26 protein-coding genes and 1 pseudogene are annotated in these 25,066 nt (G+C 51.8%); 12 read left to right on the top strand and 15 right to left on the bottom strand.

Annotated elements, in window-relative coordinates; translation table 11 throughout:
* Positions 1-30: 30 nt before the first annotated feature.
* From AKG43_RS02120 to prfH, 9 genes and pseudogenes are all read left to right on the top strand, one after another.
* Entirely contained in the window at positions 31-615 is a 585-nt protein-coding gene (locus AKG43_RS02120) for an aminodeoxychorismate/anthranilate synthase component II (protein WP_054598927.1), read from the top strand.
* Positions 616-691: 76 nt separating this feature from the next.
* On the top strand, positions 692-1,735 hold the full coding sequence (trpD, locus tag AKG43_RS02115; protein WP_054598926.1) for an anthranilate phosphoribosyltransferase: 1,044 nt from the start codon (positions 692-694) through the stop codon (positions 1,733-1,735).
* 67 nt (positions 1,736-1,802) lie between these two features.
* Positions 1,803-2,120, top strand: coding sequence for a hypothetical protein (locus tag AKG43_RS02110; protein WP_054598925.1), 318 nt, complete (start codon positions 1,803-1,805; stop codon positions 2,118-2,120).
* Positions 2,121-2,330: a cbb3-type cytochrome oxidase assembly protein CcoS gene (gene ccoS / locus AKG43_RS02105; protein WP_054598924.1), complete on the top strand. Its 210-nt coding sequence runs from the start codon at positions 2,121-2,123 to the stop codon at positions 2,328-2,330.
* Positions 2,314-3,624 carry an MFS transporter gene (locus AKG43_RS02100; protein ID WP_054598923.1) on the top strand — a complete coding sequence of 437 codons (1,311 nt, stop codon included), beginning with the start codon at positions 2,314-2,316 and terminating at the stop codon, positions 3,622-3,624. The genes ccoS and AKG43_RS02100 overlap by 17 nt, the downstream gene beginning before the upstream one ends.
* Before the next feature lie 165 nt (positions 3,625-3,789).
* Positions 3,790-4,632 carry a neutral zinc metallopeptidase gene (locus AKG43_RS02095; protein WP_054598922.1) on the top strand — a complete coding sequence of 281 codons (843 nt, stop codon included), beginning with the start codon at positions 3,790-3,792 and terminating at the stop codon, positions 4,630-4,632.
* Between the two features lie 230 nt (positions 4,633-4,862).
* Positions 4,863-5,069, top strand: coding sequence for a (2Fe-2S)-binding protein (locus tag AKG43_RS02090; RefSeq protein ID WP_054598921.1), 207 nt, complete (start codon positions 4,863-4,865; stop codon positions 5,067-5,069).
* A 376-nt stretch (positions 5,070-5,445) separates the two neighbouring features.
* Positions 5,446-6,575 (top strand): annotated as a pseudogene (locus AKG43_RS02085) (RNA ligase RtcB family protein).
* A 9-nt stretch (positions 6,576-6,584) separates the two neighbouring features.
* Positions 6,585-7,214: a peptide chain release factor H gene (prfH, locus tag AKG43_RS02080; protein WP_054598920.1), complete on the top strand. Its 630-nt coding sequence runs from the start codon at positions 6,585-6,587 to the stop codon at positions 7,212-7,214.
* Between the two features lie 222 nt (positions 7,215-7,436).
* On the opposite strand, the gene xerD is transcribed toward prfH, so the two are convergent.
* Genes xerD through AKG43_RS02060 form a run of 4 tightly spaced genes read right to left on the bottom strand, consistent with a single transcriptional unit; the run spans position 7,437 to position 9,510 of the window.
* Positions 7,437-8,327 (bottom strand): site-specific tyrosine recombinase XerD, encoded by an 891-nt coding sequence (gene xerD, locus AKG43_RS02075; RefSeq protein ID WP_054598919.1) that lies wholly within the window; start codon positions 8,325-8,327, stop codon positions 7,437-7,439.
* A gap of 13 nt (positions 8,328-8,340) precedes the next feature.
* Positions 8,341-8,541, bottom strand: coding sequence for a hypothetical protein (locus AKG43_RS02070; RefSeq protein ID WP_085360363.1), 201 nt, complete (start codon positions 8,539-8,541; stop codon positions 8,341-8,343).
* A gap of 38 nt (positions 8,542-8,579) precedes the next feature.
* Positions 8,580-9,038, bottom strand: coding sequence for a methylated-DNA--[protein]-cysteine S-methyltransferase (locus AKG43_RS02065; protein ID WP_054598917.1), 459 nt, complete (start codon positions 9,036-9,038; stop codon positions 8,580-8,582).
* A gap of 28 nt (positions 9,039-9,066) precedes the next feature.
* Positions 9,067-9,510: a peroxiredoxin gene (locus tag AKG43_RS02060; RefSeq protein ID WP_054598916.1), complete on the bottom strand. Its 444-nt coding sequence runs from the start codon at positions 9,508-9,510 to the stop codon at positions 9,067-9,069.
* Between the two features lie 145 nt (positions 9,511-9,655).
* Here AKG43_RS02060 and AKG43_RS02055 point away from each other — a divergent pair, with 145 nt between their 5' ends.
* Complete coding sequence (locus AKG43_RS02055) at positions 9,656-10,933, top strand: NupC/NupG family nucleoside CNT transporter (RefSeq protein ID WP_054598915.1); 1,278 nt, start codon at positions 9,656-9,658, stop codon at positions 10,931-10,933.
* 127 nt (positions 10,934-11,060) lie between these two features.
* On the opposite strand, the gene AKG43_RS02050 is transcribed toward AKG43_RS02055, so the two are convergent.
* Positions 11,061-11,483 (bottom strand): DciA family protein, encoded by a 423-nt coding sequence (locus AKG43_RS02050; protein ID WP_054598914.1) that lies wholly within the window; start codon positions 11,481-11,483, stop codon positions 11,061-11,063.
* A 188-nt stretch (positions 11,484-11,671) separates the two neighbouring features.
* Here AKG43_RS02050 and secA point away from each other — a divergent pair, with 188 nt between their 5' ends.
* On the top strand, positions 11,672-14,428 hold the full coding sequence (gene secA, locus AKG43_RS02045) for a preprotein translocase subunit SecA (RefSeq protein WP_054598913.1): 2,757 nt from the start codon (positions 11,672-11,674) through the stop codon (positions 14,426-14,428).
* Here secA and AKG43_RS13105 read toward each other — a convergent pair.
* Positions 14,420-14,620, bottom strand: coding sequence for a lipoprotein signal peptidase (locus AKG43_RS13105; protein ID WP_231718092.1), 201 nt, complete (start codon positions 14,618-14,620; stop codon positions 14,420-14,422). The two genes, secA and AKG43_RS13105, sit on opposite strands and share 9 nt — an antisense overlap.
* 337 nt (positions 14,621-14,957) lie before the next feature.
* On the opposite strand from AKG43_RS13105, the gene AKG43_RS02035 reads away from it, so the two are divergent.
* Positions 14,958-16,121 carry a hypothetical protein gene (locus AKG43_RS02035; protein ID WP_156300600.1) on the top strand — a complete coding sequence of 388 codons (1,164 nt, stop codon included), beginning with the start codon at positions 14,958-14,960 and terminating at the stop codon, positions 16,119-16,121.
* Positions 16,122-16,369: 248 nt separating this feature from the next.
* Here AKG43_RS02035 and AKG43_RS02030 read toward each other — a convergent pair whose 3' ends face one another.
* The 9 genes from AKG43_RS02030 to ppk1 form a co-directional block, all read right to left on the bottom strand.
* Complete coding sequence (locus AKG43_RS02030; protein WP_054598967.1) at positions 16,370-17,395, bottom strand: hypothetical protein; 1,026 nt, start codon at positions 17,393-17,395, stop codon at positions 16,370-16,372.
* A gap of 135 nt (positions 17,396-17,530) precedes the next feature.
* Positions 17,531-18,730 (bottom strand): acetate kinase, encoded by a 1,200-nt coding sequence (locus tag AKG43_RS02025; RefSeq protein ID WP_054598911.1) that lies wholly within the window; start codon positions 18,728-18,730, stop codon positions 17,531-17,533.
* Positions 18,731-18,910: 180 nt separating this feature from the next.
* Positions 18,911-19,384 carry a copper chaperone PCu(A)C gene (locus tag AKG43_RS02020; RefSeq protein ID WP_054598910.1) on the bottom strand — a complete coding sequence of 158 codons (474 nt, stop codon included), beginning with the start codon at positions 19,382-19,384 and terminating at the stop codon, positions 18,911-18,913.
* A 49-nt stretch (positions 19,385-19,433) separates the two neighbouring features.
* Positions 19,434-19,838 (bottom strand): diacylglycerol kinase, encoded by a 405-nt coding sequence (locus AKG43_RS02015; RefSeq protein WP_054598909.1) that lies wholly within the window; start codon positions 19,836-19,838, stop codon positions 19,434-19,436.
* A gap of 6 nt (positions 19,839-19,844) precedes the next feature.
* Positions 19,845-20,267 (bottom strand): diacylglycerol kinase, encoded by a 423-nt coding sequence (locus AKG43_RS02010; RefSeq protein WP_231718088.1) that lies wholly within the window; start codon positions 20,265-20,267, stop codon positions 19,845-19,847.
* The gene (gshB, locus tag AKG43_RS02005; RefSeq protein WP_054598907.1) at positions 20,236-21,195 is read right to left on the bottom strand and encodes a glutathione synthase; all 960 of its coding nucleotides are present in this window, start codon (positions 21,193-21,195) and stop codon (positions 20,236-20,238) included. Before gshB ends, AKG43_RS02010 begins: the two co-directional genes overlap by 32 nt.
* 81 nt (positions 21,196-21,276) lie before the next feature.
* On the bottom strand, positions 21,277-21,936 hold the full coding sequence (gene ung, locus AKG43_RS02000) for a uracil-DNA glycosylase (RefSeq protein WP_054598906.1): 660 nt from the start codon (positions 21,934-21,936) through the stop codon (positions 21,277-21,279).
* Between the two features lie 142 nt (positions 21,937-22,078).
* On the bottom strand, positions 22,079-22,798 hold the full coding sequence (locus tag AKG43_RS01995) for a hypothetical protein (protein WP_054598905.1): 720 nt from the start codon (positions 22,796-22,798) through the stop codon (positions 22,079-22,081).
* A 63-nt stretch (positions 22,799-22,861) separates the two neighbouring features.
* A complete protein-coding gene (gene ppk1, locus AKG43_RS01990; protein WP_255351170.1) occupies positions 22,862-24,934 on the bottom strand; it encodes a polyphosphate kinase 1 in 2,073 nt (690 codons plus the stop codon).
* Positions 24,935-25,066 lie beyond the last annotated feature (132 nt).

Raw genomic sequence — 25,066 nt, 5'->3', positions numbered from 1 at the left:
TTCAGACGGCCTTATGAAAGTTAAACCATCATGCTTTTAATGATCGACAACTACGACAGCTTTACCTACAACATCGTCCAATACTTCGCCGAACTCGGCCAAGAAGTGGTGGTGCGCCGAAACGACGACATCACATTAGAAGAAATCGCCGCCCTCAAACCGCAATACCTTGTTATCGGCCCCGGCCCCTGTTCGCCCAAAGAAGCAGGCATTTCGGTAGCCGCCATGCAGCATTTTGCCGGCAAACTGCCGATTATGGGCATCTGCCTCGGCCATCAAACCATGGGCGAAGCGTTCGGCGGCAACGTGGTGCGTGCCAAAACGCTGATGCACGGCAAAGTATCGCCCGTGCACCACCACAGCCGCGGCATGTTCAAAGAGCTGCCCAATCCCGTAACCTGCACCCGCTACCACAGCTTGGTTATCGACCGCGATACGTTGCCCGACTGCTTGGAAGTAACATCGTGGACGGAAGACGGCGAAATCATGGGCGTGCGCCACAAGCATTTTCCCATCGAAGGCGTGCAGTTTCATCCCGAAGCCCTGCTCACCGAACACGGGCACGAAATGCTCGATAATTTCTTAAAAGAATTTGCCGACTTTCAGACGGCCTGATTACATATACCAAAGGCCGTCTGAAACCGTTCAGACGGCCTTCACGAAAACTTATCCGTTTAAAGGCAACACCCCGATGATTACCCCGCAGCAAGCCATTGCCCGCCTTATCGACAATAACGAACTCTTTTACGACGAAATGACCGACCTGATGCGCCAGATTATGAGCGGTCAGGTTCCGTCCGAACAGATTGCCGCCATTCTTACCGGCCTGCGCATCAAAGTGGAAACCGTGTCCGAAATCAGCGCCGCCGCCGCCGTCATGCGCGAATTTGCCACCCCCGTGCCCGTGCAGGACAACACCCATCTGGTCGATATCGTCGGTACCGGCGGCGACGGCGCGCAAACATTCAATATATCCAGCACCGCCATGTTTGTGGCCGCAGCCGCCGGAGCCAAATTAGCCAAACACGGCGGCCGTTCGGTGTCGTCTTCCAGCGGCGCGGCAGACGTTATGGAACAAATGGGCGCAAGCCTTAACCTTTCTCCCGAACAAGTCGGCGGCAGCATCGACAATATCGGCATCGGCTTTATGTTCGCCCCCAACCACCACAGTGCCATGCGCTACGTTGCCCCTGTGCGCCGTTCATTGGGCTTCCGCAGCATCTTCAACATTTTAGGCCCGCTTACCAACCCCGCAGGCGCACCCAACCAGCTTTTGGGCGTGTTTCATATCGACTTGTGCGGCATTCTCTCGCGCGTGCTGCAACAACTCGGCTCGCGCCACGTTTTAGTGGTCAACGGCAGCGACGGCCTCGATGAAATCACCATTACCGGCGCCACCCGCGTGGCCGAGCTGCATAACGGCCGCATCAGCGAATACGACATCACGCCCGACCAATTCGGCCTGCCCGTTTACGCCAACCTCGACGACATCCGCGTAGCCGACAGCACCGAATCGCTCGCCATGATGAACCGCGTGTTGGCAGGCGAAACCGGAGCCGCGCGCGACATCGTATTGCTCAATGCCGCCGCCTGCCTGTATGCGGGCGATATCGTACCTTCGCTGCAAGAAGGCGTGGCCGCCGCCGCCCAAGCCATCGATTCGGGCAAAGCCAAAGCCAAACAGCAGGCATTTATCGACTATACCCGGCAGGCAGCGGCGGAGCAGAACGCATAAACTTGACCATCTGCACATCCGCCGTTATCCGTTAAAACCGCCCCCATCCATAAGGCCGTCTGAAAACATGCACTACTTCAGCATCCACACGCAACAAGGCGAACATCTGGGCTTCTTTATTATGCTGCCCGACGATGAATCCGGGCAGCCGCCTTCAAGCGGCCGCTTTGCCGTGAAGGCACAAAGCGAAACCGCACCGCAAGACGCCGCCGCCGCACGCGCCATTGCCTTTTACGAAGAATGCGGAAAGCCGCTTTACTGGAAAACAGAAAAAGACCATGTGGTTTTATTCGACGACGAATCCCTTATCGGCCGCCTCCGCAACGAATATCTCAGCATCGGCGGGCAAACGCTGGTGCTCAACGACCTAACAGGAACGATCTAAATGGAAAGCATCTTTATCCTGATACCCATCAGCATTATTTTGGCTTTTCTGATTGCTTATTTTTTTTGGTGGTCCGGCAAAAACGGACAGTTCGATGACTTGGAAGGCCCTGCCCACCGCATCATCATGGATGACGACGACACCGCCGCACAAAACGAAACCGGCAATAGCGAAAACCGAGAAAAGCCCGAAAATGAGCCTGAAAGATAACCTGAATTTCTCCACCGGCCGCCGCTTCGCCCCGCTGTTCGGCACACAATTTTTAGGCGCGTTTAACGACAACCTGTTTAAAACCGCCCTGTTTGTGATGATCAGCTTCTACGACTTGGGAGAAAACACCGTGCTGCCCGCCAGCCAAATGCTCAATCTCGGCGCCCTGCTGTTTATCCTGCCCTATTTTCTGTTTTCCGCCATCTCGGGCCAACTGAGTACCAAGTTCGACAAAGCGCGGCTGGCGCAGGTTATCAAAGTGCTGGAAATTGCGGTGATGACCGTGGCCGCTTACGGCTTTTATATCCAATCCGCCCCGCTGCTGCTGTTTTGCCTGTTTTGCATGGGCACGCAATCCACCCTGTTCGGCCCGCTGAAATACGCCGTGCTGCCCGATTATCTCAACAGCAAAGAGCTGATCATGGGCAACAGCCTGATTGAATCGGGCACTTTCATCGCTATTCTGTTCGGCCAGATTCTCGGCACGGCCGTAGCGGGCATTCCGCCCCATTTCGTCGGCATGATGGTGATGGCCGTCGCCATCGCAGGCACCGTTACCAGCATGTTTATGCCGCGTGTCGCCGCCAAAGACCCCACCACCCGCATCGAGCCGAACATCGCCAAAGGCACTTGGGTGCTGATGAAAGAAACCTTTGTCCAACGCGAACTGTACGCCGCCATCATCGGCATTTCGTGGTTTTGGATGGTCGGCGCCGTTTATACCACCCAACTGCCTACCTTCACCCAAATCCACCTCGGTGGCAACGACAACGTGTTCAACCTGATGCTGGCTCTGTTTTCGATAGGCATTGCCATCGGCTCCGTCGTCTGCGCCAAAGTCAGCCACCAACGCCTGCACCTCGGGCTGGTCGCCATAGGCGGCGCGGGCTTAACCGTTAGCGGGCTGCTGCTGGTATGGCTGACTTACGGCCAGCGTTTTACACAGCTTCAAGGCATAGTCTGGTTTTTGTCTCAAGCCAATGCCTACCCTGTCAGCTTGACCATGATTGCCATCGGATTTTTCGGCGGTTTCTTCTCCGTGCCGCTTTACACTTGGCTGCAAACCGCCAGCAGCGAAACCTTCCGCGCCCACGCCATTGCCGCCAACAACATCGTCAACGGCATGTTTATGGTCACGGCAGCGCTTTTAAGTGCCTTGCTGCTGTTTATGTTCGACAGCATTACCTTGCTGTATCTGATTGTGGCACTCGGCAACGTACCGCTGGTGGCCTACCTGCTCAAACTCGAACCGCGCTTTTGGCAGGATTTGAAACTCTATTTCCGTATCAACTAATCATCAAACATATGAGGCCGTCTGAACATTTTCAGACGGCCTCATACTTTATTTCCATCAAAACGGCATCACATACGCTCAAAGATTTACCCTCCACATCATCCGCCCAATTCAAATCTATACCGTATAATGGCGGCAACACAACACTATGAAAAGGAATCTACCATGCGCTGGCAAGGCAGAAAACAAAGCTCAAACGTAGAAGACCGCCGCGGCCGCCCCGGCCGTATCGGCGGCAAAGGCACGGGCATCATCGGCATCATCATCCTGCTGGTCGGCGCTTATTACGGCGTGGACTTATCCGGCTTGGTCGGCACACCCGCGCCCGGCGGCCACATCACACAGCAAACCAAACTAAACAGCGAACTCGAAGCGCAGCTCAACGAACTTTCCCGCGTGGTGCTCGCCGACACCGAAACCGTATGGAGCAACTATTTCGCCAAAAACGGCAGCCGCTACACACCGACCACGCTGGTGCTCTACACCGCCGGCACGCAAACCGCCTGCGGCACCGGCCAAGCCGCGATGGGGCCGTTTTACTGCCCTGCCGACCGCAAAGTCTATATCGACTTATCGTTTTATGAAGACATGCGTAAAAAACTCGGTGCATCCGGCGATGCCGCCTTCTCTTATGTAATCGCCCACGAAGTCGGCCACCATATACAAAACCTGCTCGGCATCTTGCCTCAAGTCAACCAAATGCAAAACGCCGCCCGTTCCAAAACCGAAGCCAACGCACTTTCCGTCAAACTGGAATTGCAGGCCGACTGTTTTGCGGGCATTTGGGCGCATTACGCCGTCAACCAGAACCTGTTTGAAGAAGGCGACATCGAAGAAGCCGTCAACGCCGCCGAAGCCGTGGGCGACGACCGCCTGCAAAAACGTTCGCAAGGTTATGTGGTGCACGACAGCTTTACCCACGGCTCGTCGGCCGAACGCATGGCTTGGTTCAAACGCGGCCTAAACAGCGGCGACGTGAACCAATGCAATACCTTTGCCGCAAGATAACCGCAACACACCCCGCTCAATAAAGCATTTTCACCATCCGCTCCCTATCTTAGGCAGATAGTGCAAATAACAGGATACAGAAGCCGATACTTCTGCCCGTGATTTATTTGCAATATCTGCCTAATTTACAATTGCTATGCTTGCAATGCGAACCGTTTTTATTTATATTCTCAACCACCCCTATAATAAAACTCAATCTCATTACGAATAACGGAACAAGGAGCACGAAAATGTTTGTATGTATCTGCAATGCCATTACAGACCGCCAAATTCAAGAAACCGTTGCCGCCGGTGCTTCCAGCTTGAGCGACCTGCAAGCCCAACTGGGTGTCGCAACCTGCTGCGGCTGTTGCAGCGAATTGGCTTCTTCCTTCCTCTCCGGCAGCAACACTTCCAGCACCAGCACCATGACCGCCGGTATCAACGTACAAAGCTAAGTCATCGTTCACCATTTATAAAGCACACAGGCCGTCTGAAACCTTTCAGACGGCCTGTGTGCTTTATATGAACTTAAAAACACCGCCCCAACTTGTTGCACAATCCGCCACACTCACCGGCATGAATCAAGGCCGTTGGTTGCCACTTTTACCGCCTTGGCACTACAATCCGCCCCATTCTATTCATCTTCAGCAAAGAAAGGAGCACATCATGATGATTTACCACACAATCTGCTCAATCACTCTTTGCAGCACCGGCGTATAAGCGCGCACCACTTTTTTCTGTGTCGCCCGCGTTCGGGCTGCTTTCCTGATTATTCGCGTCAACCCATGAAACACAGGCTTCATGCGGTTTGCGCCTGCACGAAAGTATATTATGGGCACACCTATTTCCCACCCTGATTCCATCGTGATTGCCGATTCCGACACTTGGATAGAAGGCAACGCGGTTCAACAACTCCGCACCACCGCCGCGCTGCCGCACATGCTCCGTGTAGCCGGCATGCCGGATTTACACGCCGGACGCGGTTATCCGGTAGGCGCGGCTTTTTTCAGCCGCAATCACTTTTACCCCGCCCAATCGGCAACGACATCGGCTGCGGCATGGCTTTTTGGCAAACCGACCTGCCCGCCCACAAAGCCAAACCCGAGAAACTCGCCAAACAGCTCGGCAATATCGACATGCCGCTCGATGAAAACTGGCACGAACGCATCCGCGAATTGCTGCCCGCCCATCCGTTTCAGACGGCCTTAGGCACCATCGGCGGCGGCAACCATTTTGCCGAACTGCAAGCCGTTGACGATATTTACCGCGCCGACCTGCTGCCCGCTGCGTTTGACAAAACCAAACTGCAACTCTTGGTACACAGCGGTTCCCGCGGCTTGGGTCAACACATTCTCAGCCGCCACGTTCAGCAATTCGGGCATCAAGGCTTAGATGCCGGCTCTGAAGCGGCGGCAGACTATTTACACGCACATCAAGATGCTTTGGATTTCGCCCACGCTAACCGACGCCTGATTGCAGAAAGAATGCTGCACAACTGGCGCAGCGAAGGAGCTTGCCTGCTCGATGTGCACCACAACTTTCTCGAAGAAGCCGACATCGGCGGCGTGCACGGCTGGCTGCACCGCAAAGGCGCAACACCGGCCGACCGCGGCTTGGTGGTCATTCCCGGCTCGCGCGGCGACTTCAGCTATCTGGTTTTACCCGCCGAAGATTGCAGCCTGTCGCTCCATTCGCTGGCACACGGATCCGGACGTAAATGGCTGCGCACGGAATGCCGCGGGCGTTTGTCGCACAAATATTCTGCGGACTCATTGCGCCGCACCACCTTCGGCAGCATCGTCGTATGTCAGGATAAAACGTTGATTTACGAAGAAGCACCGCAGGCATACAAAAACATCGACAGCGTGGTCAATGCTTTGCTGAACGCGGGCTTGATCACCATCGTGGCGCGGTTTAAACCGGTGCTGACCTACAAAACATCGGGCGCTTGCGGCGCATAGGAGCAAGAAATGAACACGGTTTTATTACACATCTCCACCGCACAAGGCCCGGCGGAATGCCAGATATTCGCCCGTTTTGTTGTGCAGCGTTTGATACGGGAAGCCAAGTCGCAAGGCATTGCCGCCGCTGTTCAGACGGCCTCCGAAAGCAAATACGGCATGATTTCGGCCACGGTCAAACTCAACGGCGCGGCGGCAGAAACGTGGTCGCAGCGCTGGCTGGGAACGCTGCAATGGATATGCAGCAGCCCCGTCCGTAAACAGCATTTACGTAAAAACTGGTACATCGGCATCTTCCGCCTGCCCGACGAGGATTTACCCGAGTACGGCGACGGCGAAATCGTTTTTCAAACCTGCCGCGCGGGCGGCAAAGGCGGCCAGCACGTCAACAAAACCGAAAGTGCGGTGCGTGCAACTCACACGCCAAGCGGCATTTCCGTGCGGGTGGAAAGCGAGCGCAGCCAGCACACCAATAAAAAACGGGCGTTGGCATTGCTGTCGGAAAAACTGGCCGAAGCGCACAGCACCCGGGCAGAAGCCTATGCGCGTCAAAAACATGTACAGCTTTATCAGGTGGAGCGCGGCAATCCGGTGAAGGTGTTTGAAGGTTTGTCGTTTCGGGAACGGAAAATGCCGTAACGCAACGCAGCTTCACAGCTTGAGGCCGTCTGAAAACGAGCTTCGCGAGTTTAGACAAAACCTGCCGAACGAAAATCCGCGTGCCTAGAGCCGGATTGCCTAGCCGCCCGCAAGCGGTGTTCGTATGTTTTTGAATCGTATGTTTTTGAAAAGCACACAGGCCGTCTGAAATATTTTCAGACGGCCTGTTTTCATTTCTGCACCAATAACTTAACCGCCAACTTAACCGCGCGGATGGTGTTCCTGCACAATACTTTTCAACCTCTCGTTGGCAACATGGGTGTAAATCTGGGTAGTGCTGATGTCGGCGTGGCCGAGCAGCAGTTGCACCACGCGCAGGTCGGCACCGTGGTTGACGAGATGGGTGGCGAAGGCGTGGCGCAGTCCGTGCGGGCTGATGTGGTGGATGCCGGCTTCTTGGGCGTATTTTTCGACAATCATCCAAGCGAGCTGGCGGCTGATGCCGGTGCGTTTTTGGCTGACGAATAATTCGTCGCAGGCTTTGTTTTTCAACAGCAGCGGGCGGGCTTCGGCGAGGTAGCGTTCTATCCAGTAGGCGGCTTCTTCGCCGAGCGGCACGATGCGCTGTTTGTTGCCTTTGCCGATGGTGTTGATGATGCCTTTGTGCAGATCGGCTTGACCGATTTGGAGTTTTACCGCTTCGCTGACGCGCAGGCCGGTGGCGTAGATGAGTTCCAACAGGGCTTTATCGCGCAGGCCGTGTGCGCTTTCGGTGTCGGGCGCATTCAGCAGCGCGTCGATTTGTGTTTCGGTAATCAGCTTGGGCAGGGTTTTGGGCTGTTTGGGCGTGGTGAGGTGGCGGGTGGGGTTGTCGCTGCGCCGTTCGGTTTCGAGCAGCCAAGCGTAAAGGCGTTTGCAGGCAGAAAGGGCGCGGGCTTGAGAACGGGTTTTCTCATCGGGATGGTAAACGGCGGCGGATAAATCGCTGCTTTGTGCGTTTTGCCAGTTGAGGCCGTGTTCGGCCAAGCGCGCGGCGACTTTTTGTAGGTCACGCCGGTAGCTGTCGAGTGTGTTTTGGCTGAGGCGGTCGTTGAGCCAAAGGTGTTCGAGCAGGCGGTCGATATAGGTATCGGGATGGTTTTCAGACGGCATCGCAAGGGTTTTCTTAAAGAACGGCCATAACAACAATAAAGGCGAACACCAGCGCAATCGCGGCCAAAATGCCGATCATCACGATTTTGGCGGTTCGGGCTTTGGCCTCGGCCAAACGCGCCTCGGCTTGCAGTTTGGCGGTTTCGGCTTTGGTTTTTTCAATGTCCCATTCCGTCGGGCGGGTTTGCGGGGCTTTGTCGGAGGTTTCGTGCATGTTCATTTCCTTGTGGGAAAAGGTTTTTTCAGACGGCCTTATATCTCAATGCCTTCATGTTGCAGCAGCCAACGCTTAATCGCCAACGCATCGCCTTCTCCGCTGGAAAATCCGCCCAAGCCTTGTTTGGCGACGACGCGGTGGCACGGCACCACTAAGGCCAGCGGGTTTTTGCCACATGCGCCGCCGACTGCGCGGGGATGGCTGCCGATTTTGCGGGCGATGTCTTGGTAAGTGAACACTTCTCCGGCAGGGATGTCGGCAATCGCCTGCCAAACTTTCTGCTGGAACGCCGTGCCTTGCGTGGAAATCGGGTGATTAAAGTTTTTCAGACGGCCTGAGAAGTAATCGTCCAGTTTCTTTTTCCATGCTTCGGGCAAAGGATAAGGCGCATATTCGGGTCGGCCGTGCAGGTTCAGTTCGACAAGGTTTTCTTCTGCGTCGAAAATTAAGGTGATGTCGCCGAACGGGGCGGAATACAGACAAGGATAGTTCATGATTTGAGGCCGTCTGAAAAAGTTTGCTTTAAGCGGTTTTATTCAAGGTTTCCAACACTTCCTGCGCGTGCCCCGCTACTTTCACTTTGCGCCATTCGTGTTCGATTTCGCCTTGTTTGTTGAGCACGAAAGTGCTGCGTTCGATGCCGAGCGATTCTTTGCCGTAGAGTTTTTTCAGCTTGATCACGTCAAACAGTTTGCACACGGTTTCGTCTTTGTCGCTGAGCAGTTCGAATTGGAAACCTTGTTTGGCGCAAAAGTTCTGATGCGATTTCACGCCGTCGCGCGAGATGCCGACCACGGTGTAGCCGAGGGCTTTGAATTGCTCCAAGCGGGCGTTGAAATCCAAGCCTTCGGTGGTGCAGCCGGGCGTGCTGTCTTTGGGGTAGAAATAAACCACCAGCGGCAGGTGTTCGTCGGATACGAAATCGCGCTCGGCGGAAGATGGCAGGGTAAAGCTGTATTGCGGCATGTCGTTCTCTTTCTCAATCGGTTTTCAGACGGCCTTTATCTTATACCATTCTGCGCTTACCCCAAAGGCCGTCTGAAAATTCCGGCACGGCTTTACGCAGGCTTCCTTTATAATGGCGGAACTTTGTCAATAAAGGAAAACCGAAATGGGTGTTTTACACAGTTTGCTGGGCATGGCGGTGCTGGTGGCGATTGCGGTGCTGCTTTCCACCAACCGCCGGGCCATCAATATCCGCACGGTGGCGGGTGCGTTTCTGATTCAGGTAGCACTGGGTGCATTGGTGCTGTATGTGCCGTGGGGGCGCGACGGCCTGCTGGCGGTATCGGAAGCCGTAAGCAAAGTAATCGCATACGGCAACAACGGCTTGGGCTTTTTATTCGGCGGGCTGGTGTCGGACAAAATGTTTGAAGTGTTCGGCGGCGGCGGTTTTGTGTTTGCCTTGCGCGTATTGCCGCTGATTGTGTTTTTCTCGGCATTGATGGCGGTGCTGTACTACATCGGCGTGATGCAGATGCTGATTAAATTTATCGGCGGTTTCCTGCAAAAAATGCTCGGCACATCCAAAGCCGAATCCATGTCGGCGGCGGCCAATATTTTTGTGGGCCAAACCGAAGCCCCGCTGGTGGTGCGCCCCTACATCAGCAAAATGACCGAATCGGAACTGTTTGCAGTGATGAGCGGCGGCTTGGCATCGGTGGCCGGCTCGGTATTGGCCGGTTATTCGCAAATGGGCGTGCCGCTTCCTTATCTGATTGCCGCTTCGTTTATGGCCGCGCCGGGCGGTTTGCTGTTTGCCAAACTGCTCATTCCGGAAACGGAAAAAACGCAAAACGAATTGGAAGTAATGGCGCAAAGCGATGAAGAAAAACCCACCAACGTGATAGACGCAGCGGCAGGCGGTGCCGTTACCGGTGCGCAAATTGCCATCGCGGTAGGTGCTTCGCTGCTCGCTTTCGTGGCTTTGATTGCGCTGATTAACGGCATTATCGGCGGCGTAGCGGGCTGGTTCGGCCACGGCGACCTTACCCTGCAAGCCATTCTCGGCTGGCTGTTCTCTCCTTTGGCTTGGGTTATCGGCGTACCGTGGAGCGAAGCCGGCGTGGCAGGTTCGCTTATCGGCCAAAAAATCGTTGTTAACGAATTTGTTGCCTATTCCGAATTTGTCAATTACCTGAAGCCCGAATCGGCCGTTCAGCTCAGCGACATGACCAAAGCCATTATTTCTTTTGCCCTGTGCGGTTTTGCCAACTTGGGTTCGATTGCCGTATTGGTGGGCGGTTTGAGCATTATGGCGCCCAACCGCCGCAAAGACGTCGCCCGCTTGGGTTTGAAAGCCGTAGTGGCCGGCTCGCTGTCCAACCTGATGAGCGCGGTGATTGCCGGACTGTTTATCAGCTTATCCGGCGCTGCCATTTTGTCTTGAGCACACACTTCCCAAATTAAAGTGAAAATTGGGTAAAGGCCGTCTGAAAGGTTTCAGACGGCCTGTTTACAACCTTTCCCGCACAAACGCCTTAATCCGTTTTGCATCGGAATATTCTTCATTCAGCTTAACGCCTGCCGTATTTGTCGGCCAGTTGGCGCAATGCTTCGGCCAGCTCCGGGTGGTGTGCCAACCGTTCTGCTGTATCTTTAAACCCCTCAATCGCCGCATCGCTTAACACCAGCCGGTTTTCCCGTGCTGCTTCCGCCTGCTTAGGCACAATCTTCACGCGCACTTCCCGAATGTCGGCAAGAATATTCTGAAGCTGCGGCAACACCCCCGGAGCAATCATGCGCAAACGCGACAACGCCATATTGTTATCGGCAAGCAAAATCAGCACCCCGTCTTCCACGCAGGCCGTCTGAAAATGCGGCCGCAGATTGGCCGGCATAATCTGCTTAACCTGCCTGTCGAGCTTGCGCCATTGTTGCGACTGTTTGATCAAAGCCGCCAGCCTGCTGTCTTTTTTGCCGATTTTTTCCAAATCCATGTTAAGTCAACCGCCCGAGTGTTGTTTTCATTCAGTAAAGAAAAGTTGAAATTCAGTCAAACTGCCGCCATTTCAAACGGCATTGTAACCCTGCCAAACGGCTTGTGTTAAAATTCAGATTTAATTTATTTGCATCTTAAATTTACATACCCGCGGAACGATTCAGCCGCTCCGTCACAGGAAATTCCATGCTTACCAACTTAGCCAAAAAAGTGTTTGGCAGCCGCAACGACCGTCTGCTCAAACAATATCGCAAAACAGTAGCCAAAATCAATGCGTTGGAACCCCAACTGAAAGAACTCAGCGACGAAGCCCTCAAAGCCAAAACACCCGAATTCAAAGAGCGCTTAAACAAAGGCGAAAGCCTGAACAGCATTCTGCCCGAAGCATTCGCCGTATGCCGCGAAGCCAGCCGCCGCGTGCTGGGTATGCGCCACTTCGATGTCCAGCTGATCGGCGGTATGGTGCTGCACGACGGCAAAATTGCCGAGATGCGCACCGGCGAAGGCAAAACTTTGGTTGCAACCTTAGCCGTATATCTCAACGCACTTACCGGCAAAGGCGTTCATGTGGTTACCGTCAATGATTACCTCGCCTCACGCGATGCCGGCATTATGGAACCGCTTTATAATTTCTTGGGCTTGAGCGTCGGCGTGATTGTGAGCGACATGCAGCCCTTCTTCCGCCAAACCGCCTACAACGCCGACATTACCTACGGCACAAACAACGAATTCGGTTTCGACTACCTGCGCGACAACATGGTTACCGACCAATACGACAAAGTTCAGCGCGAGCTGTCTTTTGCCGTTGTGGACGAAGTAGACTCCATTTTGATCGACGAAGCCCGTACCCCGCTGATTATCTCAGGCCAAGCCGACGACAACGTGCAGCTGTATCAAGTTATGGATCAGGTTCCGGCCCGACTCATCCGCCAAGAAACCGAAGAAGGCGCGGGAGATTACTGGGTAGATGAAAAAGCCCATTCGGTTATTTTGAGCGAAGCAGGTCACGAACATGCCGAGCAAATTCTGTCTGAAATAGGGTTGCTCCAAGAAGGCGATTCACTCTACTCTGCCGGCAACATCATGCTGATGCACCACCTGATGGCGGCATTGCGTGCACATGCCTTGTTCCATAAAGACCAGCACTACGTTATTCAAGACGGCGAAATCGTTATTGTCGACGAATTTACAGGCCGTCTGATGTCCGGCCGCCGTTGGTCGGAAGGTTTGCACCAAGCGGTGGAAGCCAAAGAAGGCGTAGAAATCAAACGTGAAAACCAAACGCTTGCCTCCATCACTTTCCAAAACTATTTCCGCCTGTATCAAAAACTTGCAGGCATGACCGGCACGGCCGACACCGAAGCCTTCGAATTCCAAAGCATCTACGGCTTAGAAACCGTTATCATCCCCACCAACCGTCCGACGCAGAGAAAAGACTTCAACGACCAAATTTTCCGTACCGCCGAAGAAAAATACGAAGCCGTTATCAAAGACATCCAAGCCTGCTTCGATAAAGGCCAACCCGTGCTCGTCGGCACCACCAGCATTGAAAACTCAGAGTTGGTATCTGCGTTACTCAACAAAGCCGGGCTGCCGCATAACGTATTGAACGCCAAAGAACACGAACGCGAAGCCTTAATCGTTGCCCAAGCCGGTAAGCCGAGCATGATTACCGTTGCCACCAACATGGCAGGCCGAGGCACCGACATCGTGCTGGGCGGTAACGTCAAACATCAAAGCGACGCCATCCGTGCCGACGAAAGCCTGAGCGAAGAAGAAAAACAAGCCCGTATCAGCAAACTGGAAAACAGCTGGGAAGCCGAGCACAACAAAGTATTGGCAGCGGGCGGGCTGCATATTATCGGCACAGAGCGCCACGAAAGCCGCCGCATCGACAACCAATTGCGCGGCCGTGCCGGCCGTCAGGGCGACCCCGGTTCCAGCCGTTTCTATCTTTCTTTCGAAGACCCCTTGCTGCGCCTATTTGCCCTTGACCGCGCAGCCGCCCTTCTTAACCGCTTAGCGCCCGAGCGCGGCGTAGCCATCGAACACAGCATGCTGACCCGCCAAATCGAAGGCGCACAGCGCAAAGTAGAAGGCCGCAACTTCGATATGCGCAAACAAGTATTGGAATACGATGATGTTGCCAACGACCAGCGTAAAGTCATCTACCATTACCGCAATGCAATCCTTACCAATAAAGATGTCGGCGAACTCGCGCAATCCATCCGCGAAGAAGTATTAAGTAGCTTGGTAGACAGCTACATGCCACCCGATACCATGGAAGAAGAATGGGACATTCCGGCACTGGAATCACAACTGGCGAGCGAATTCCGTTTAAATGCCGACATTCAAGGCTGGCTCAAAGAAAACAATACCTTGGACAACCAAGATATCAAAGAGCGTCTGATCGCCCAAGCGGAAAAAGAGTATGCAGACAAATCGGAGCTGGTAGGCAAACAAAACATGAACAACTTCGAGCGGAATGTATTGCTGCAAGTTATCGACAACAACTGGCGCGAGCATCTTGCCGCTATGGATTACCTGCGGCAAGGCATTCATTTGCGCAGTTATGCCCAGAAAAACCCCAAACAGGAATACAAGCGCGAAGCCTTCATCATGTTTGAGCAACTGTGGAACGGCATCAAACAAAATGTTGCATCTTTGCTAACGGCAGTTCAAATCGAACAAAGCGATGATATTGTCGCCGATACCGAACCCAAAGAGCCTGCGTTTATGCAAGCCACCCACTCCGGCGCACCGTCGATGGAAGACGTGCTAGGCGAATCGCGCGATGATTTGGCAACAGAGGCATTCGACCCCACAGGCAATGATTACAGCCCCGAAGTGCTTGCGCAACAAGGCAGAATCATCCACCGCAATGATTTATGCCCCTGCGGAAGCGGCAAAAAATATAAACAATGCCATGGGAAATTAAACTAATATCAATAGACACAAAGCCTGCTTTTGGAAAGCAGGCTGAGACCTTTGCAAAACCCCCAGATGCGGATGCAGTTCAAGGCGTAGCAGCACAGCGAGTGCAGACATATCATACAGATAGGCAAACGAGCGAGCAGCGCACAACGCAGAAATGCGCCGCAGATGGGGGTTTTGCAAAGGTCTCAGGCTTTTTATTTACATTTATATACCCGCTCGGCCGAAAACATAAAAACATCAAAATAATCGCTATATAGCCAATCAAACAGTTTTTGCAGTTGCATACTGCCGACACATTGAGTTATCTACATAATATATATCAGTTTATATCTACCACCTATTTTGAAATTCTTTCCCCTTCCGATGCCCCTTCAAACTCGAAAATCTTATTTCCCATTTAGAAACAAATCATTACAACTTCATGAAATTAAACATTTTAACCTATTAAAAATACATTTTGCATTTATATGCATAAATGATATATTTACAGCATAACAAACTCACTTACATTAAGTTCTATTACAGAAAGGTTTTTATGCCTCACCATATCCGCTTGGCAATCTTGGCTTTGCTATACCATGTTTCAGTTCCGGCTTTTGCACAACCTGCTGAACACCCTAAAGATACAGCTAATGGATACTTCCCGGGCATGTTAATCGTTGAAAATAATTTTGTACGTCTTCAAGATTGCACAAGACGCCAACATTATTCCTTACTGCCATACAAAAAATACGGCTATGAAGCCATGGCCGAACTCATCAGTATAAGAAAAAATACCCCATCCAAAACACCTGTATATGTTGCTTTGAAAGGCGAAATCGAATACGCCAAAGACAACACACCCACCGATACTTTTTTAGTTTCGGGTATAGACACTGTTAAAGTCGGCGAAAATTGCTACATCGATCCTGTTCCTGTCAAATCCGATCATACACACAAAACTTTGTCGGCAAGCAGACTTGAATCCGATATAGAAACCACCGAATCTAATGTAACAGTAACCAATATCAACACAGATAATCAGAAAGCTCGCGCTATTCCTGAGCATACTGATGACCTGCCAGCCCAACCTGAAACCGTAGTAACCCAGCCCGAAACCGTGGTTAACCAACCCAAAACCGTAGTGACCCAGCCTGAAACCGTAGTCACCCAGCCTGAAACCGTAGTCACCCAGCCTGAAACCGTAGTCACCCAGCCTGAAACCGTAGTCACCCAGCCTGAAACCGTAGTGACTCAACCTGAAACCGTGGTGACTCAACCTGAAACCGTGGTGACTCAACCTGAAACTGTGGTTAACCAACCTGAAACTACTTTAACCGAAGATACTGCTTTTCAAAATACATCCGAAATTACTCAACCTGAAATCACAGCGGCAGAATCGGAAATAGAGTTTACAGAGCCGGTAACAAGCAATACCGAATTTACTCAAGATGCCGCACAAACTGTTGATAGCCATATAAACCGTTCTGCACCCATTGAAATGGAATCTGATAAAGAGCCTGAAGATAATGGATTCCCTATCATGAAAGAACCGGTTTCATCGGGTATTCCTTTACCTTCTGCAATCAGAATGCCTGTTAAAACCGAAAACAATTTATCCGAAGCCGGTGATAAAGAACAGGTTGAAGAACAAGAATCCGATTCAAAGGAAAATCCTGTAGATATTTCTGCCGCCGTTGCAACAAACCTTTATAGTTGATCAATTTAAATTCTGCTACCGCGTTGCTGCGCCTTTACCGTATTGGAAATTAAGTTGATTGGCTGTATTCTTAAATTTAAATAATCAAGGGCGTGTGGCCGGTAAACCGGCCACACGCCCTTGGTGTCTAAAGTGGATCTACTCTCAATTTAACTTAAACTTCAGCGGGGAAATATAATTTTTTCAATCAATCAACTTAACATCAAATCTATTTTCAGACGGCCTTTGATGCTCTTGTTGAGAACCGGTTAAAAATAATCTGCCCGCTGATTACTTCGCCCGAACACCGCTTCACGGGCATTTCTGATGCACAATCGGTTAAATGTAGCTCTTTGCTGTTGATTGTTTTCGATAACCGTCATATCCAATTCTGAAAGCTTGGGAACATGGTCTGCAAAATTATCTCTCAACGCTTTCCAACGTGCACGTTGGAGATGAACAATCGCAAACATGTCTGAGGCTATACTCACGCCTATGCTGAACTGCGCCTGAGAGACCTGAGTGCAAAATCCTGTATCGGCAAACAAGCAGCAATCCGACTCTTTTGTGTAGCAATATAATTCTATTTTTACCGCCCCAGGGTCTGCAAACAAGGCAGCAAACAGGCGTTCAAACAAAGAAGGCTGCATCACACCTTCGCTCAGCATACCGTATAGGTTTGCCAACCATCGGGTATAGCTGTTTGGTGTAAATTCAAAAGCAGTTAAGATTTTTTCCAAGCGCGGTTGCGGCCTTTGTTCGATTAATCCGACGAATTCCGAGCTGATCTCAGGAAGCTGACCCAAAACAGATTGGTGCAGGCCGTGTACAAACGAGGTATTGTGATTGTAAGGATTTCTGAAAATACCCAATAATTTCAATCTTAAAATACGCCACATCGATTCAGGTACGTTCTGCCTGCCGGTGCGTATGGTTCTCAAAGTATTGGTGGCCTCTTCATAGCCGCTTTCATGGCGGCTGAACCAGCTTTCCAAGTTGTATTGGCTGCCGCCGCTGCCTTCTACAAAAGATAAGGTGTAAAGATTGTTTACTTCCAGATTGTTTTCAATGTTCACGCTCTCCGCCTTGCCCTTATAAGGTTTGTGAAAAAGCGAAAGCGGCAGCCGGTATACGTTTTGATTTTGAGGGTTTACATCGCGGTTGAAAGCATGTTGACGCTGTTCGGTTTGCGCGATGAAATGGTGGCCTTTGGTTACGTTAGCGGTGAGCAAAGCATAAGGCTTTTCTTCGCACAAAGGTGGTTCGCAATCACTAAGAATAAAAGCTCGTTTCATATTTTCAGACGGCCCGGCTGACAGAGTTTTTATCATAACCATGTTAGGCGGGTATTTACAAGCCTGCCCGCATGAATGCAGTTTTCAACAAAACAGCCCTGCACATGCAGGGCTGTCGGGCAATTTCATGTGTGCTTATTTCAAGCCGCTCAAATGTGCCGTATCTTGGGCAATCATCAGCTCTTCGTTGGTCGGAATAACCACTGCCAAGGCTTTGCTGTCGGCAGTAGTAATCACGCCTGCGTTACCGAAGCGGGCTTTTTCATTACCTTGAACATCTTCGGTCAAGCCCAAGAAGCCCAAGTAAGCCAATACTTTGCTGCGGATCAGATCAGAATTTTCACCGATACCGCCGGTAAACACCAAAGCATCCAAACCGCCGGCCGCCACCGCCATTGAAGCAACATATTTGGCCAAGCGGTAAGAGAATACTTCCAAAGCCAATTTGGCACCTTCGTGGCCTTTGGCGGCTTCTTCTTCAATAGTACGGCAGTCGTTAGAAAGTTCGGAAATACCCAACAAACCTGATTTTTTATTCAGCATGTCGGTGATTTGGGTAATGCTCATATTGGCATTTTCTGCCAAGAAAGAGAATACGCTCGGATCCACATCGCCGCTGCGCGTACCCATTACCAAACCTTCCAACGGAGTCAAGCCCATGCTGGTATCTTGGCATTGGCCGTTGGCAACGGCAGCAATCGACGCACCGTTACCCAAGTGGGCAATCACCATACGCAGGTTATTTTTGTCTTTACCCAAGAAGCGTGCGGCTTCATCGGCTACAAAACGGTAGCTGGTGCCGTGGAAACCGTAGCGGCGCAGACCGTATTTGCGGTACAACTCGCGCGGTACGGCATAAGTGTAGGCATGTTCGGGAATGCTTTGGTGGAAAGCGGTATCAAACACGGCAACGTTTGTCAGGCCTTTGAAAATATTTTGCGCGGCGCGGATGCCCAACAGGTTTGCGGGGTTGTGCAAAGGAGCAAGGGGAATACATTTCTCAATGCCGTCAACCACTTCTTCGGTAATCACGATAGATTCGCTATACAGCTCGCCACCGCTGACAACGCGGTGTCCGACTGCTGCGATACGGCTGTCGAGGCCGTGTTTTTTCAATTCTTCCATCAAGGCTTCTACCGCGCCGGTATGGTCGGGGTTGGCAGTCAATTCGACTTTATGCTTTTCGCCGTTCACTTTGAAAGTGATATAGGCATCGGGCAGATTCAACTTTTCTGCCAAGCAGCTTAACAATACATCGCCGCTGTCGTTATCTAAAACGGCACCTTTCAATGAAGAGCTGCCGCAGTTCAATACTAGAATCAGTTTTTCAGACATAAAATTACTCCTGTTTTTTACACGGTATGCCGCCGTTTTTGCAAATGGGGATCTGATTGAATTTTAAGGAGCGCGTATTCTATCAAAATTTAACCCTAACCAAACAGTTTCTTTCAAAGGCCGTCTGAAAAAATGTTTTCAGACGGCCTTTGCTGCTTGGTCAGATAGGCCATCTGCCGATTAGTGGCTGTGTTTGCCGCCATGACCGTGATGGTGGTGATGCCCTGCTCCGGGTGTGTTTTTTACTTCCACTTCTACGGTTTTCGGCTTGGCTTTTTTGAATTTGAGGGTCAGCGGAAATTTTTCCCCTTCTTTCAGCGGGCGTTTCAAGCCCATAAACATAATGTGGTAGCTACCGGGTTTAAGCTCGACTTCGCGCCCTTTAGGCAGCGGAATCCCGCCTTTCACTTCGCGCATACGCATCACGCCGTTGTCGTTCATGTGGGTATGCACTTCGATGCGCTCCGACACGGGGCTGGAAGCGCCGATTAAAGTATCATCGGTTCCGGTTTCGTTTTTAATGTCCATAAACGCACCGCCCATGGTCATGCCTTCTACGGTAGCCCGCGCCCAAGCGTCATCCACGTCGATGCCGCCCGCCAGCGCAGTTTGACACAGGCCGGAAAGCACTAAAACGCCTAACCATTTTTTCATGTTTGCTCCTTTATGTTTGTGCATTAAATAAGTTTTTTTGCCATATAGATTAAAAAAGATTCAACCCGTATTCGCGCCAAACCGCCATAAACCATAAAACGGCCAACAACAGCAAAGCAAGCATTTGCGCTGCCGAACCGGCATCTTTGGCATGTTTTGCCAGTTCGTGGCGGGCGGTTGACGTATGATCGACCGCCGCTTCGATGGCGGTATTGAACAGCTCGACAATCAGCGATATGAACGACGCGATAATCAGCATCATACGGGTTGACGGCCCGAAATCGAGCACAACCGCCAACGCAATCAGCAGCCCGTTGAGCCATACGAGCTGACGGAATGCGCTTTCAAAGCGATAGGCCGCACGCAGTCCGTCTTTGGAATATCCGGCGGCATTGATGATGCGGCGGATACCTTTTTTGCCTTTCTTTTGGCGTGCATAGTTTTCGTTCGACATAATGTTTTACCCTGTTAACGCCATGATCCACAACACGGCCAAAGCCGCCAAAGTAGTGTATTGCGCGGCAGAACCGACATCTTTGGCTTTTTTCGCCAACTCGTGCATTTCTTCGGAAGTATGGTCAACCGCCGCTTCCAAACCGGTGTTAATCAATTCCACTACCACCGAAACGGCCGACACCAACACCAATATCATTTTTACCGGCAACGTAAAGTCTGCAAAAAACAGCCACGCCATTAAAGCACCGTGTATCCATAATAATTGGCGGAATCCCTGTTCGCTGCATGCCGCGCGGATGCCGTCGGCCGAATAAGCCAAAGCGTTCAGGATTCGCCGAATGCCGCGGCCGCCCTTCATAGATGCGGCATAGGTTTTCGGTTTGTCGTTCATGTTTTCAGACGGCCTCAGACCATTCGGCCACGGCATCGGCAAACATAGCGGCCACATCAAAGCCTTTCTGTTTCATGATTTCCTGAAAACCGGTGGGGCTGGTTACGTTGACTTCGGTCAGATAGTCGCCGATTACGTCCAAACCGGCGAGCAGAATACCCCGGCGTTTCAACTCGGGCGCAAGGGTTTCGGCGATTTCGCGGTCGCGGGCCGACAATTCCTGCGCCACACCGCGCCCGCCGGCAGCCAGATTGCCGCGCGTTTCGCCCTGCTGCGGAATCCGTGCCAGCGCAAACGGCACCACTTTGCCGCCGATCACCAGCACGCGTTTATCGCCGTGCACGATTTCGGGGATATACCGCTGCGCCATAATCGTGCGCGTATCAAGCTGCATCAGCGTTTCGAGAATGCTGCCGATATTGGGGTCGGCTTCGGTCAGGCGGAAAATGCCCATGCCGCCCATGCCGTCGAGCGGTTTCACGATGATGTCGCCATGCTCTTTCAGAAACGCGCGCACATCGGCGGAACGGGTCGATACCAAAGTAGGTGCGGTAAAGCGGCTGAAATTCAGAATCGCCAGCTTTTCGTTGAAATCGCGCATGGCCTGCCCGCTGTTAAACACTTTCGCACCTTGCTGTTCGGCCAATGTGAGCAACTGGGTAGCGTAGAGGTATTGCATGTCGAACGGTGGATCGGTGCGCATAATCACGGCATCAAAGTCTTTTAAGGCCGTCTGAACTTTATCGGCGGCTTTAAACCATTGTTTATCATCATCATGATCTAACCCAACAAATTCAAACGCCGCAGCCTGAGCCGTTACCACGCCGTTTTTAACCGCCAATTCGCTGCTCAAGGTGTGTGAAAGCTTCCACCCCCGCGCGGCCATTTCGCGCATCATCACATAGGTGGTGTCTTTATAAGTTTTAAAAGTCGCCATCGGGTCGGCGATAAACAAAATGTTCATGAACTTTCCTTATCATATCAACGGCTTCATCATGCCGCATCGAGGCCGTCTGAAACGTTCAGACGGCCTCATCTGTTTTGGCTATACCTGCCAGTCTATCGGCGTTTCGCCGTGCTCTTGCAAGTAACAGTTGGCTTGCGAGAAATGGCGGCAGCCGAAAAAGCCGCGGTGCGCCGACAAAGGCGAAGGATGCGGCGAAGTCAGCACCAAATGGCGGCTGCGGTCGATAAACGCACCTTTTTTCTGCGCATGGCTGCCCCATAAAAGAAACACGATATGCTCGCGGTGCTCGTTTAACTGCGCGATCACGCGGTCGGTAAACTGCTCCCAACCCAAAGAAGCATGCGAATGCGCCTGCCCTGCACGCACGGTCAGCACCGTGTTCAGCAGCAGCACGCCCTGCTCCGCCCAATGTTGCAGAAAACCGTGGCGCGGAATTTGGAAACCGGCAATATCGTTTGCCAATTCTTTATAGATGTTTACCAACGACGGCGGAACGGCAATATCCGGCCGCACCGAAAACGCCAACCCGTGCGCCTGCCCCGCGCCGTGGTAAGGATCTTGCCCCAAAATCACCACTTTTACCTGATCGAACTCCGTCGCTTTAAACGCATTGAACACATCGGAAGCAGGCGGATAAACCACTTGCCCGGCTTCACGCTCGGTTTTAACGCTGTTCAGAATATGCCGGAAATACGGCTGTTCTTTTTCCGAACCGATGGCTTCGTGCCAAGTGTGCATCAGGCACTCCGTTTCATTAATCAAAAATTGTCTGCATTATAACAAGAGAGATACATTAAAGTTTATTAGTGATACCGCTTATATGACATATAAAATAAGGCCGTCTGAAAAAATAAAAATTTCAGACGGCCTTTTGTTCATTTTAATCCGAAGCACTGGCCACAATAACTGCAAGCGTTTTATTTTTCGGATTAAATACTGTCAAACACCATACGCCCCACCAATCCAGTCCGTCATCAAAATAATTACTGAACGGATGAGTTACAAGATTTCTGTCGGATACCTGATGTTGTATCCAATCGGTAACAATAGGTTTGTCAGCTTTAATTAATCCTACCAAAACACAAAAATCTTGCCACAGCACTATTTCTTCTTCTCTTGTTAGTCCGTGCAATCCGTAAGGAGGATTACAAAAATGGTAAAACAATTTTTTAAACCATTGATTTTCATCAGTAGCAGAAAATTTCAACTCTTCGAATGGGCATAAAAAGTCATTATCCAACTCGGCAGGATGCGCCTCCTCAATATTCAAGGTAAGTGACAGACGCACCTGCTCTCTTTCCGCTTCCCGAATCAGCCTCTCTCTGATCTGCCTGACGCTGCGAGGATCATGGTTGATTTCATGTTCTGCTTTTCTATTCTCATAATACAAACGGCTCTGCTCACGCAACATATCACGTTCAGGCCGAATAAAATGTTCAAATACCGCCTCAATCGCAGCCCGATAAGCAGCAGTATCGGGAACTCTCTCTTGCTGCCACGGCCATACTGCGAAATGGAATACATTTACTGCATTTTCCATTCTTTGGCGCAGTTCAGCCTGTGATTGTGCCCGATACAGATCTGTAAGATAAAACTTCATAACATGAATACTTTTTCAAAAAGATTTTCAAGCAGCCTTTGTTCATTCAGATTTTGTACTATCTTACACACCATACTCCGACCACAACTGTTCCTGCAGGTTGGATTCGGCCTGCCCCTCTTCCGGCTGCGCCCGTACATAACTGCCGTCCGGCCGCATCAGCCAAGCTTGGCGGCTGTCTTTCAAGGCCAAGCTCAAGCCTTCGCGGATCACGCGCGCTTTGAGTGCGGGCTCTTCGATGGGCGTACAGGTTTCAATGCGGCGGAAGAAATTGCGCGCCATCCAGTCGGCACTCGAAATATAAGTGTTTTCTTCGCCGTCGTTGAAGAAATAATACACGCGCGCATGTTCGAGCTGCGGGCCGATAATCGAGCGCACGCGGATATTGTCGGACAACCCCGGCACTTCGGGGCGCAACGCGCACATACCGCGCACAATCAGATCGATCTGCACGCCCGCTGCGCTGGCGGCATACAAGGCTTCGATCACACCCGGTTCGATCAACGAGTTCATCTTGGCGATGATCCACGCCGGCCTGCCGGCCTCGGCGTTGCGTTTTTCGCGCTCGATGCTCTCCAACACCATAGGGTGCAGGGTAAACGGGCTTTGATACAGCTTATTCAAGCGTCCGGGCTGCCCCAAACCGGTGATTTCCAAAAACAGCGTGTTAACGTCGGCAGTAATATCTTCATCGGCGGTAATCAGGCCGAAGTCGGTATAAATACGCGATGTGCCTTGATGGTAGTTACCCGTGCCCAAATGCGCATAGCGTTTGAGTACCCCTTCTTCACGACGGATCACCAACGCCATTTTGGCGTGAACTTTATAACCGAATACGCCGTACACCACATGTGCGCCGGCATTTTCGAGTTTTTGCGCCCAGCTGACGTTGTTCGCTTCGTCGAAACGCGCCATCAGCTCAACCACTACCGTCACAATTTTGCCTGCCTCGGCAGCCCGCAGCAGGGCTTTAACCAATTCGGAATCGGTACCTGTGCGGTAAATCGTCATCTTAATGGCCACAACATCGGGATCGGTTGCCGCTTCCTGAATAAAGCGCACCACCGGCTCGAACGACTGGTAAGGATGATGCAGCAAAATCGGAGCAGCGGCGGCGGCTTCGATAATCGATTTGCCTTTAGCCAGATATTTAGGAACCCCCGCCCGATGGGGGCGGAACTTTAAATCGGGGCGGTCCACCATATCCGGCACCGACATCAGACGCACCAGATTAACCGGCCCTTTAACTTGATACAGGTCGGAAATATCCAAATCGAAATGGCCGAGCAAAAATTCGTAAATATGTTTCGGACAGGTTTCCGCCACTTCCAAACGCACGCCGTCGCCGTAGTGTCTGTCTTGCAGTTCGCTCTGAATCGCGGTGCGCAGGTTTTGCAGGTCTTCTTCGTCAACCGTCAGATCGCTGTCGCGCGTTACGCGGAATTGATGGCAGCCGCGCACTTCCATGCCCGGGAACAGTTTGCCTACATATTCGTGAAGAATCGATGATAAAAACACAAAGCCGTCGTCGCCGTTACAGATTTCAGACGGCAGCTTGAGCACGCGCGGCAAAATGCGCGGCGCTTGAACAATCGCCATGCCCGATGCGCGGCCGAAAGCGTCGTTGCCCTCTAATTCCACAGCAAAGTTCAATGACTTATTGAGCGGACGGGGAAACGGATGGGAAGGGTCCAAACCGATGGGGGTAAGCACTTGCAGCAACTCGCGGTCGAAATAATCTTCAATCCAAGCACGCTGTTCGGCCGTCCAGTTGCGGCGGCGGTAAAAATGAATGCCTTCTTTGCTCAAGGCAGGTTGCAGCTCGTCGTTAAACAGCGCGTATTGCTCGCGAATCAGCTCCCGCGCCGCTTGGGTGGTGAGTTCGATGGTTTCGGCAGGCGTTCTGCCGCTGTCGAGAATCAGATTGGGATTCTGTTTGTGTTCGCGCTTGAGATAGGCCATGCGCACTTCAAAAAATTCATCTAAATTGGATGAAACGATGCACAGAAAACGCAAACGCTCCAACAACGGAACCCGCGTGTCCTGCGCCTGTGCCAACACACGGCGGTTAAACTGGAGCAGGCTCAGTTCGCGGCAGAGTAAACGGTTTTGGTCAGGCATGGTGCTTTCCTCAATATCCTGTGATATAACAGCAAAATAAAATCAAGTATAACGTGTTTTTCAAACGGTTTCATGGCCGTGATATAAAGGCCGTCTGAAAACTTTTCAGACGGCCTTTTCACCGGATAATCGGTCGGTCGGCACGAG

This window comes from Neisseria sp. 74A18, from assembly GCF_001308005.1.
GTDB lineage: Bacteria > Pseudomonadota > Gammaproteobacteria > Burkholderiales > Neisseriaceae > Neisseria > Neisseria dumasiana.
Note: the sequence above shows the minus strand (reverse complement) of the source record. Positions and strands in the feature narration are given on the sequence as shown.

What these genes read in the sequence shown, in the direction of transcription:
- AKG43_RS02030 (WP_054598967.1), bottom strand. Translation starts at nt 17,395, where the DNA reads ATGAAACGAGCTTTTATTCTTAGTGATTGCGAACCACCTTTGTGCGAA.
- gshB (WP_054598907.1), bottom strand. Translation starts at nt 21,195, where the DNA reads ATGAACATTTTGTTTATCGCCGACCCGATGGCGACTTTTAAAACTTAT.
- ccoS (WP_054598924.1), top strand. Translation starts at nt 2,121, where the DNA reads ATGGAAAGCATCTTTATCCTGATACCCATCAGCATTATTTTGGCTTTT.
- ung (WP_054598906.1), bottom strand. Translation starts at nt 21,936, where the DNA reads ATGCACACTTGGCACGAAGCCATCGGTTCGGAAAAAGAACAGCCGTAT.
- AKG43_RS01995 (WP_054598905.1), bottom strand. Translation starts at nt 22,798, where the DNA reads ATGAAGTTTTATCTTACAGATCTGTATCGGGCACAATCACAGGCTGAA.
- AKG43_RS02090 (WP_054598921.1), top strand. Translation starts at nt 4,863, where the DNA reads ATGTTTGTATGTATCTGCAATGCCATTACAGACCGCCAAATTCAAGAA.
- AKG43_RS02095 (WP_054598922.1), top strand. Translation starts at nt 3,790, where the DNA reads ATGCGCTGGCAAGGCAGAAAACAAAGCTCAAACGTAGAAGACCGCCGC.
- trpD (WP_054598926.1), top strand. Translation starts at nt 692, where the DNA reads ATGATTACCCCGCAGCAAGCCATTGCCCGCCTTATCGACAATAACGAA.
- AKG43_RS02050 (WP_054598914.1), bottom strand. Translation starts at nt 11,483, where the DNA reads ATGGATTTGGAAAAAATCGGCAAAAAAGACAGCAGGCTGGCGGCTTTG.
- prfH (WP_054598920.1), top strand. Translation starts at nt 6,585, where the DNA reads ATGAACACGGTTTTATTACACATCTCCACCGCACAAGGCCCGGCGGAA.
- AKG43_RS02120 (WP_054598927.1), top strand. Translation starts at nt 31, where the DNA reads ATGCTTTTAATGATCGACAACTACGACAGCTTTACCTACAACATCGTC.
- AKG43_RS02100 (WP_054598923.1), top strand. Translation starts at nt 2,314, where the DNA reads ATGAGCCTGAAAGATAACCTGAATTTCTCCACCGGCCGCCGCTTCGCC.
- xerD (WP_054598919.1), bottom strand. Translation starts at nt 8,327, where the DNA reads ATGCCGTCTGAAAACCATCCCGATACCTATATCGACCGCCTGCTCGAA.
- AKG43_RS02035 (WP_156300600.1), top strand. Translation starts at nt 14,958, where the DNA reads ATGCCTCACCATATCCGCTTGGCAATCTTGGCTTTGCTATACCATGTT.
- AKG43_RS02110 (WP_054598925.1), top strand. Translation starts at nt 1,803, where the DNA reads ATGCACTACTTCAGCATCCACACGCAACAAGGCGAACATCTGGGCTTC.
- AKG43_RS02060 (WP_054598916.1), bottom strand. Translation starts at nt 9,510, where the DNA reads ATGCCGCAATACAGCTTTACCCTGCCATCTTCCGCCGAGCGCGATTTC.
- AKG43_RS02055 (WP_054598915.1), top strand. Translation starts at nt 9,656, where the DNA reads ATGGGTGTTTTACACAGTTTGCTGGGCATGGCGGTGCTGGTGGCGATT.
- AKG43_RS02065 (WP_054598917.1), bottom strand. Translation starts at nt 9,038, where the DNA reads ATGAACTATCCTTGTCTGTATTCCGCCCCGTTCGGCGACATCACCTTA.
- AKG43_RS02070 (WP_085360363.1), bottom strand. Translation starts at nt 8,541, where the DNA reads ATGCACGAAACCTCCGACAAAGCCCCGCAAACCCGCCCGACGGAATGG.
- AKG43_RS02020 (WP_054598910.1), bottom strand. Translation starts at nt 19,384, where the DNA reads ATGAAAAAATGGTTAGGCGTTTTAGTGCTTTCCGGCCTGTGTCAAACT.
- AKG43_RS02010 (WP_231718088.1), bottom strand. Translation starts at nt 20,267, where the DNA reads ATGCCGTGGCCGAATGGTCTGAGGCCGTCTGAAAACATGAACGACAAA.
- secA (WP_054598913.1), top strand. Translation starts at nt 11,672, where the DNA reads ATGCTTACCAACTTAGCCAAAAAAGTGTTTGGCAGCCGCAACGACCGT.
- AKG43_RS02025 (WP_054598911.1), bottom strand. Translation starts at nt 18,730, where the DNA reads ATGTCTGAAAAACTGATTCTAGTATTGAACTGCGGCAGCTCTTCATTG.
- AKG43_RS02015 (WP_054598909.1), bottom strand. Translation starts at nt 19,838, where the DNA reads ATGTCGAACGAAAACTATGCACGCCAAAAGAAAGGCAAAAAAGGTATC.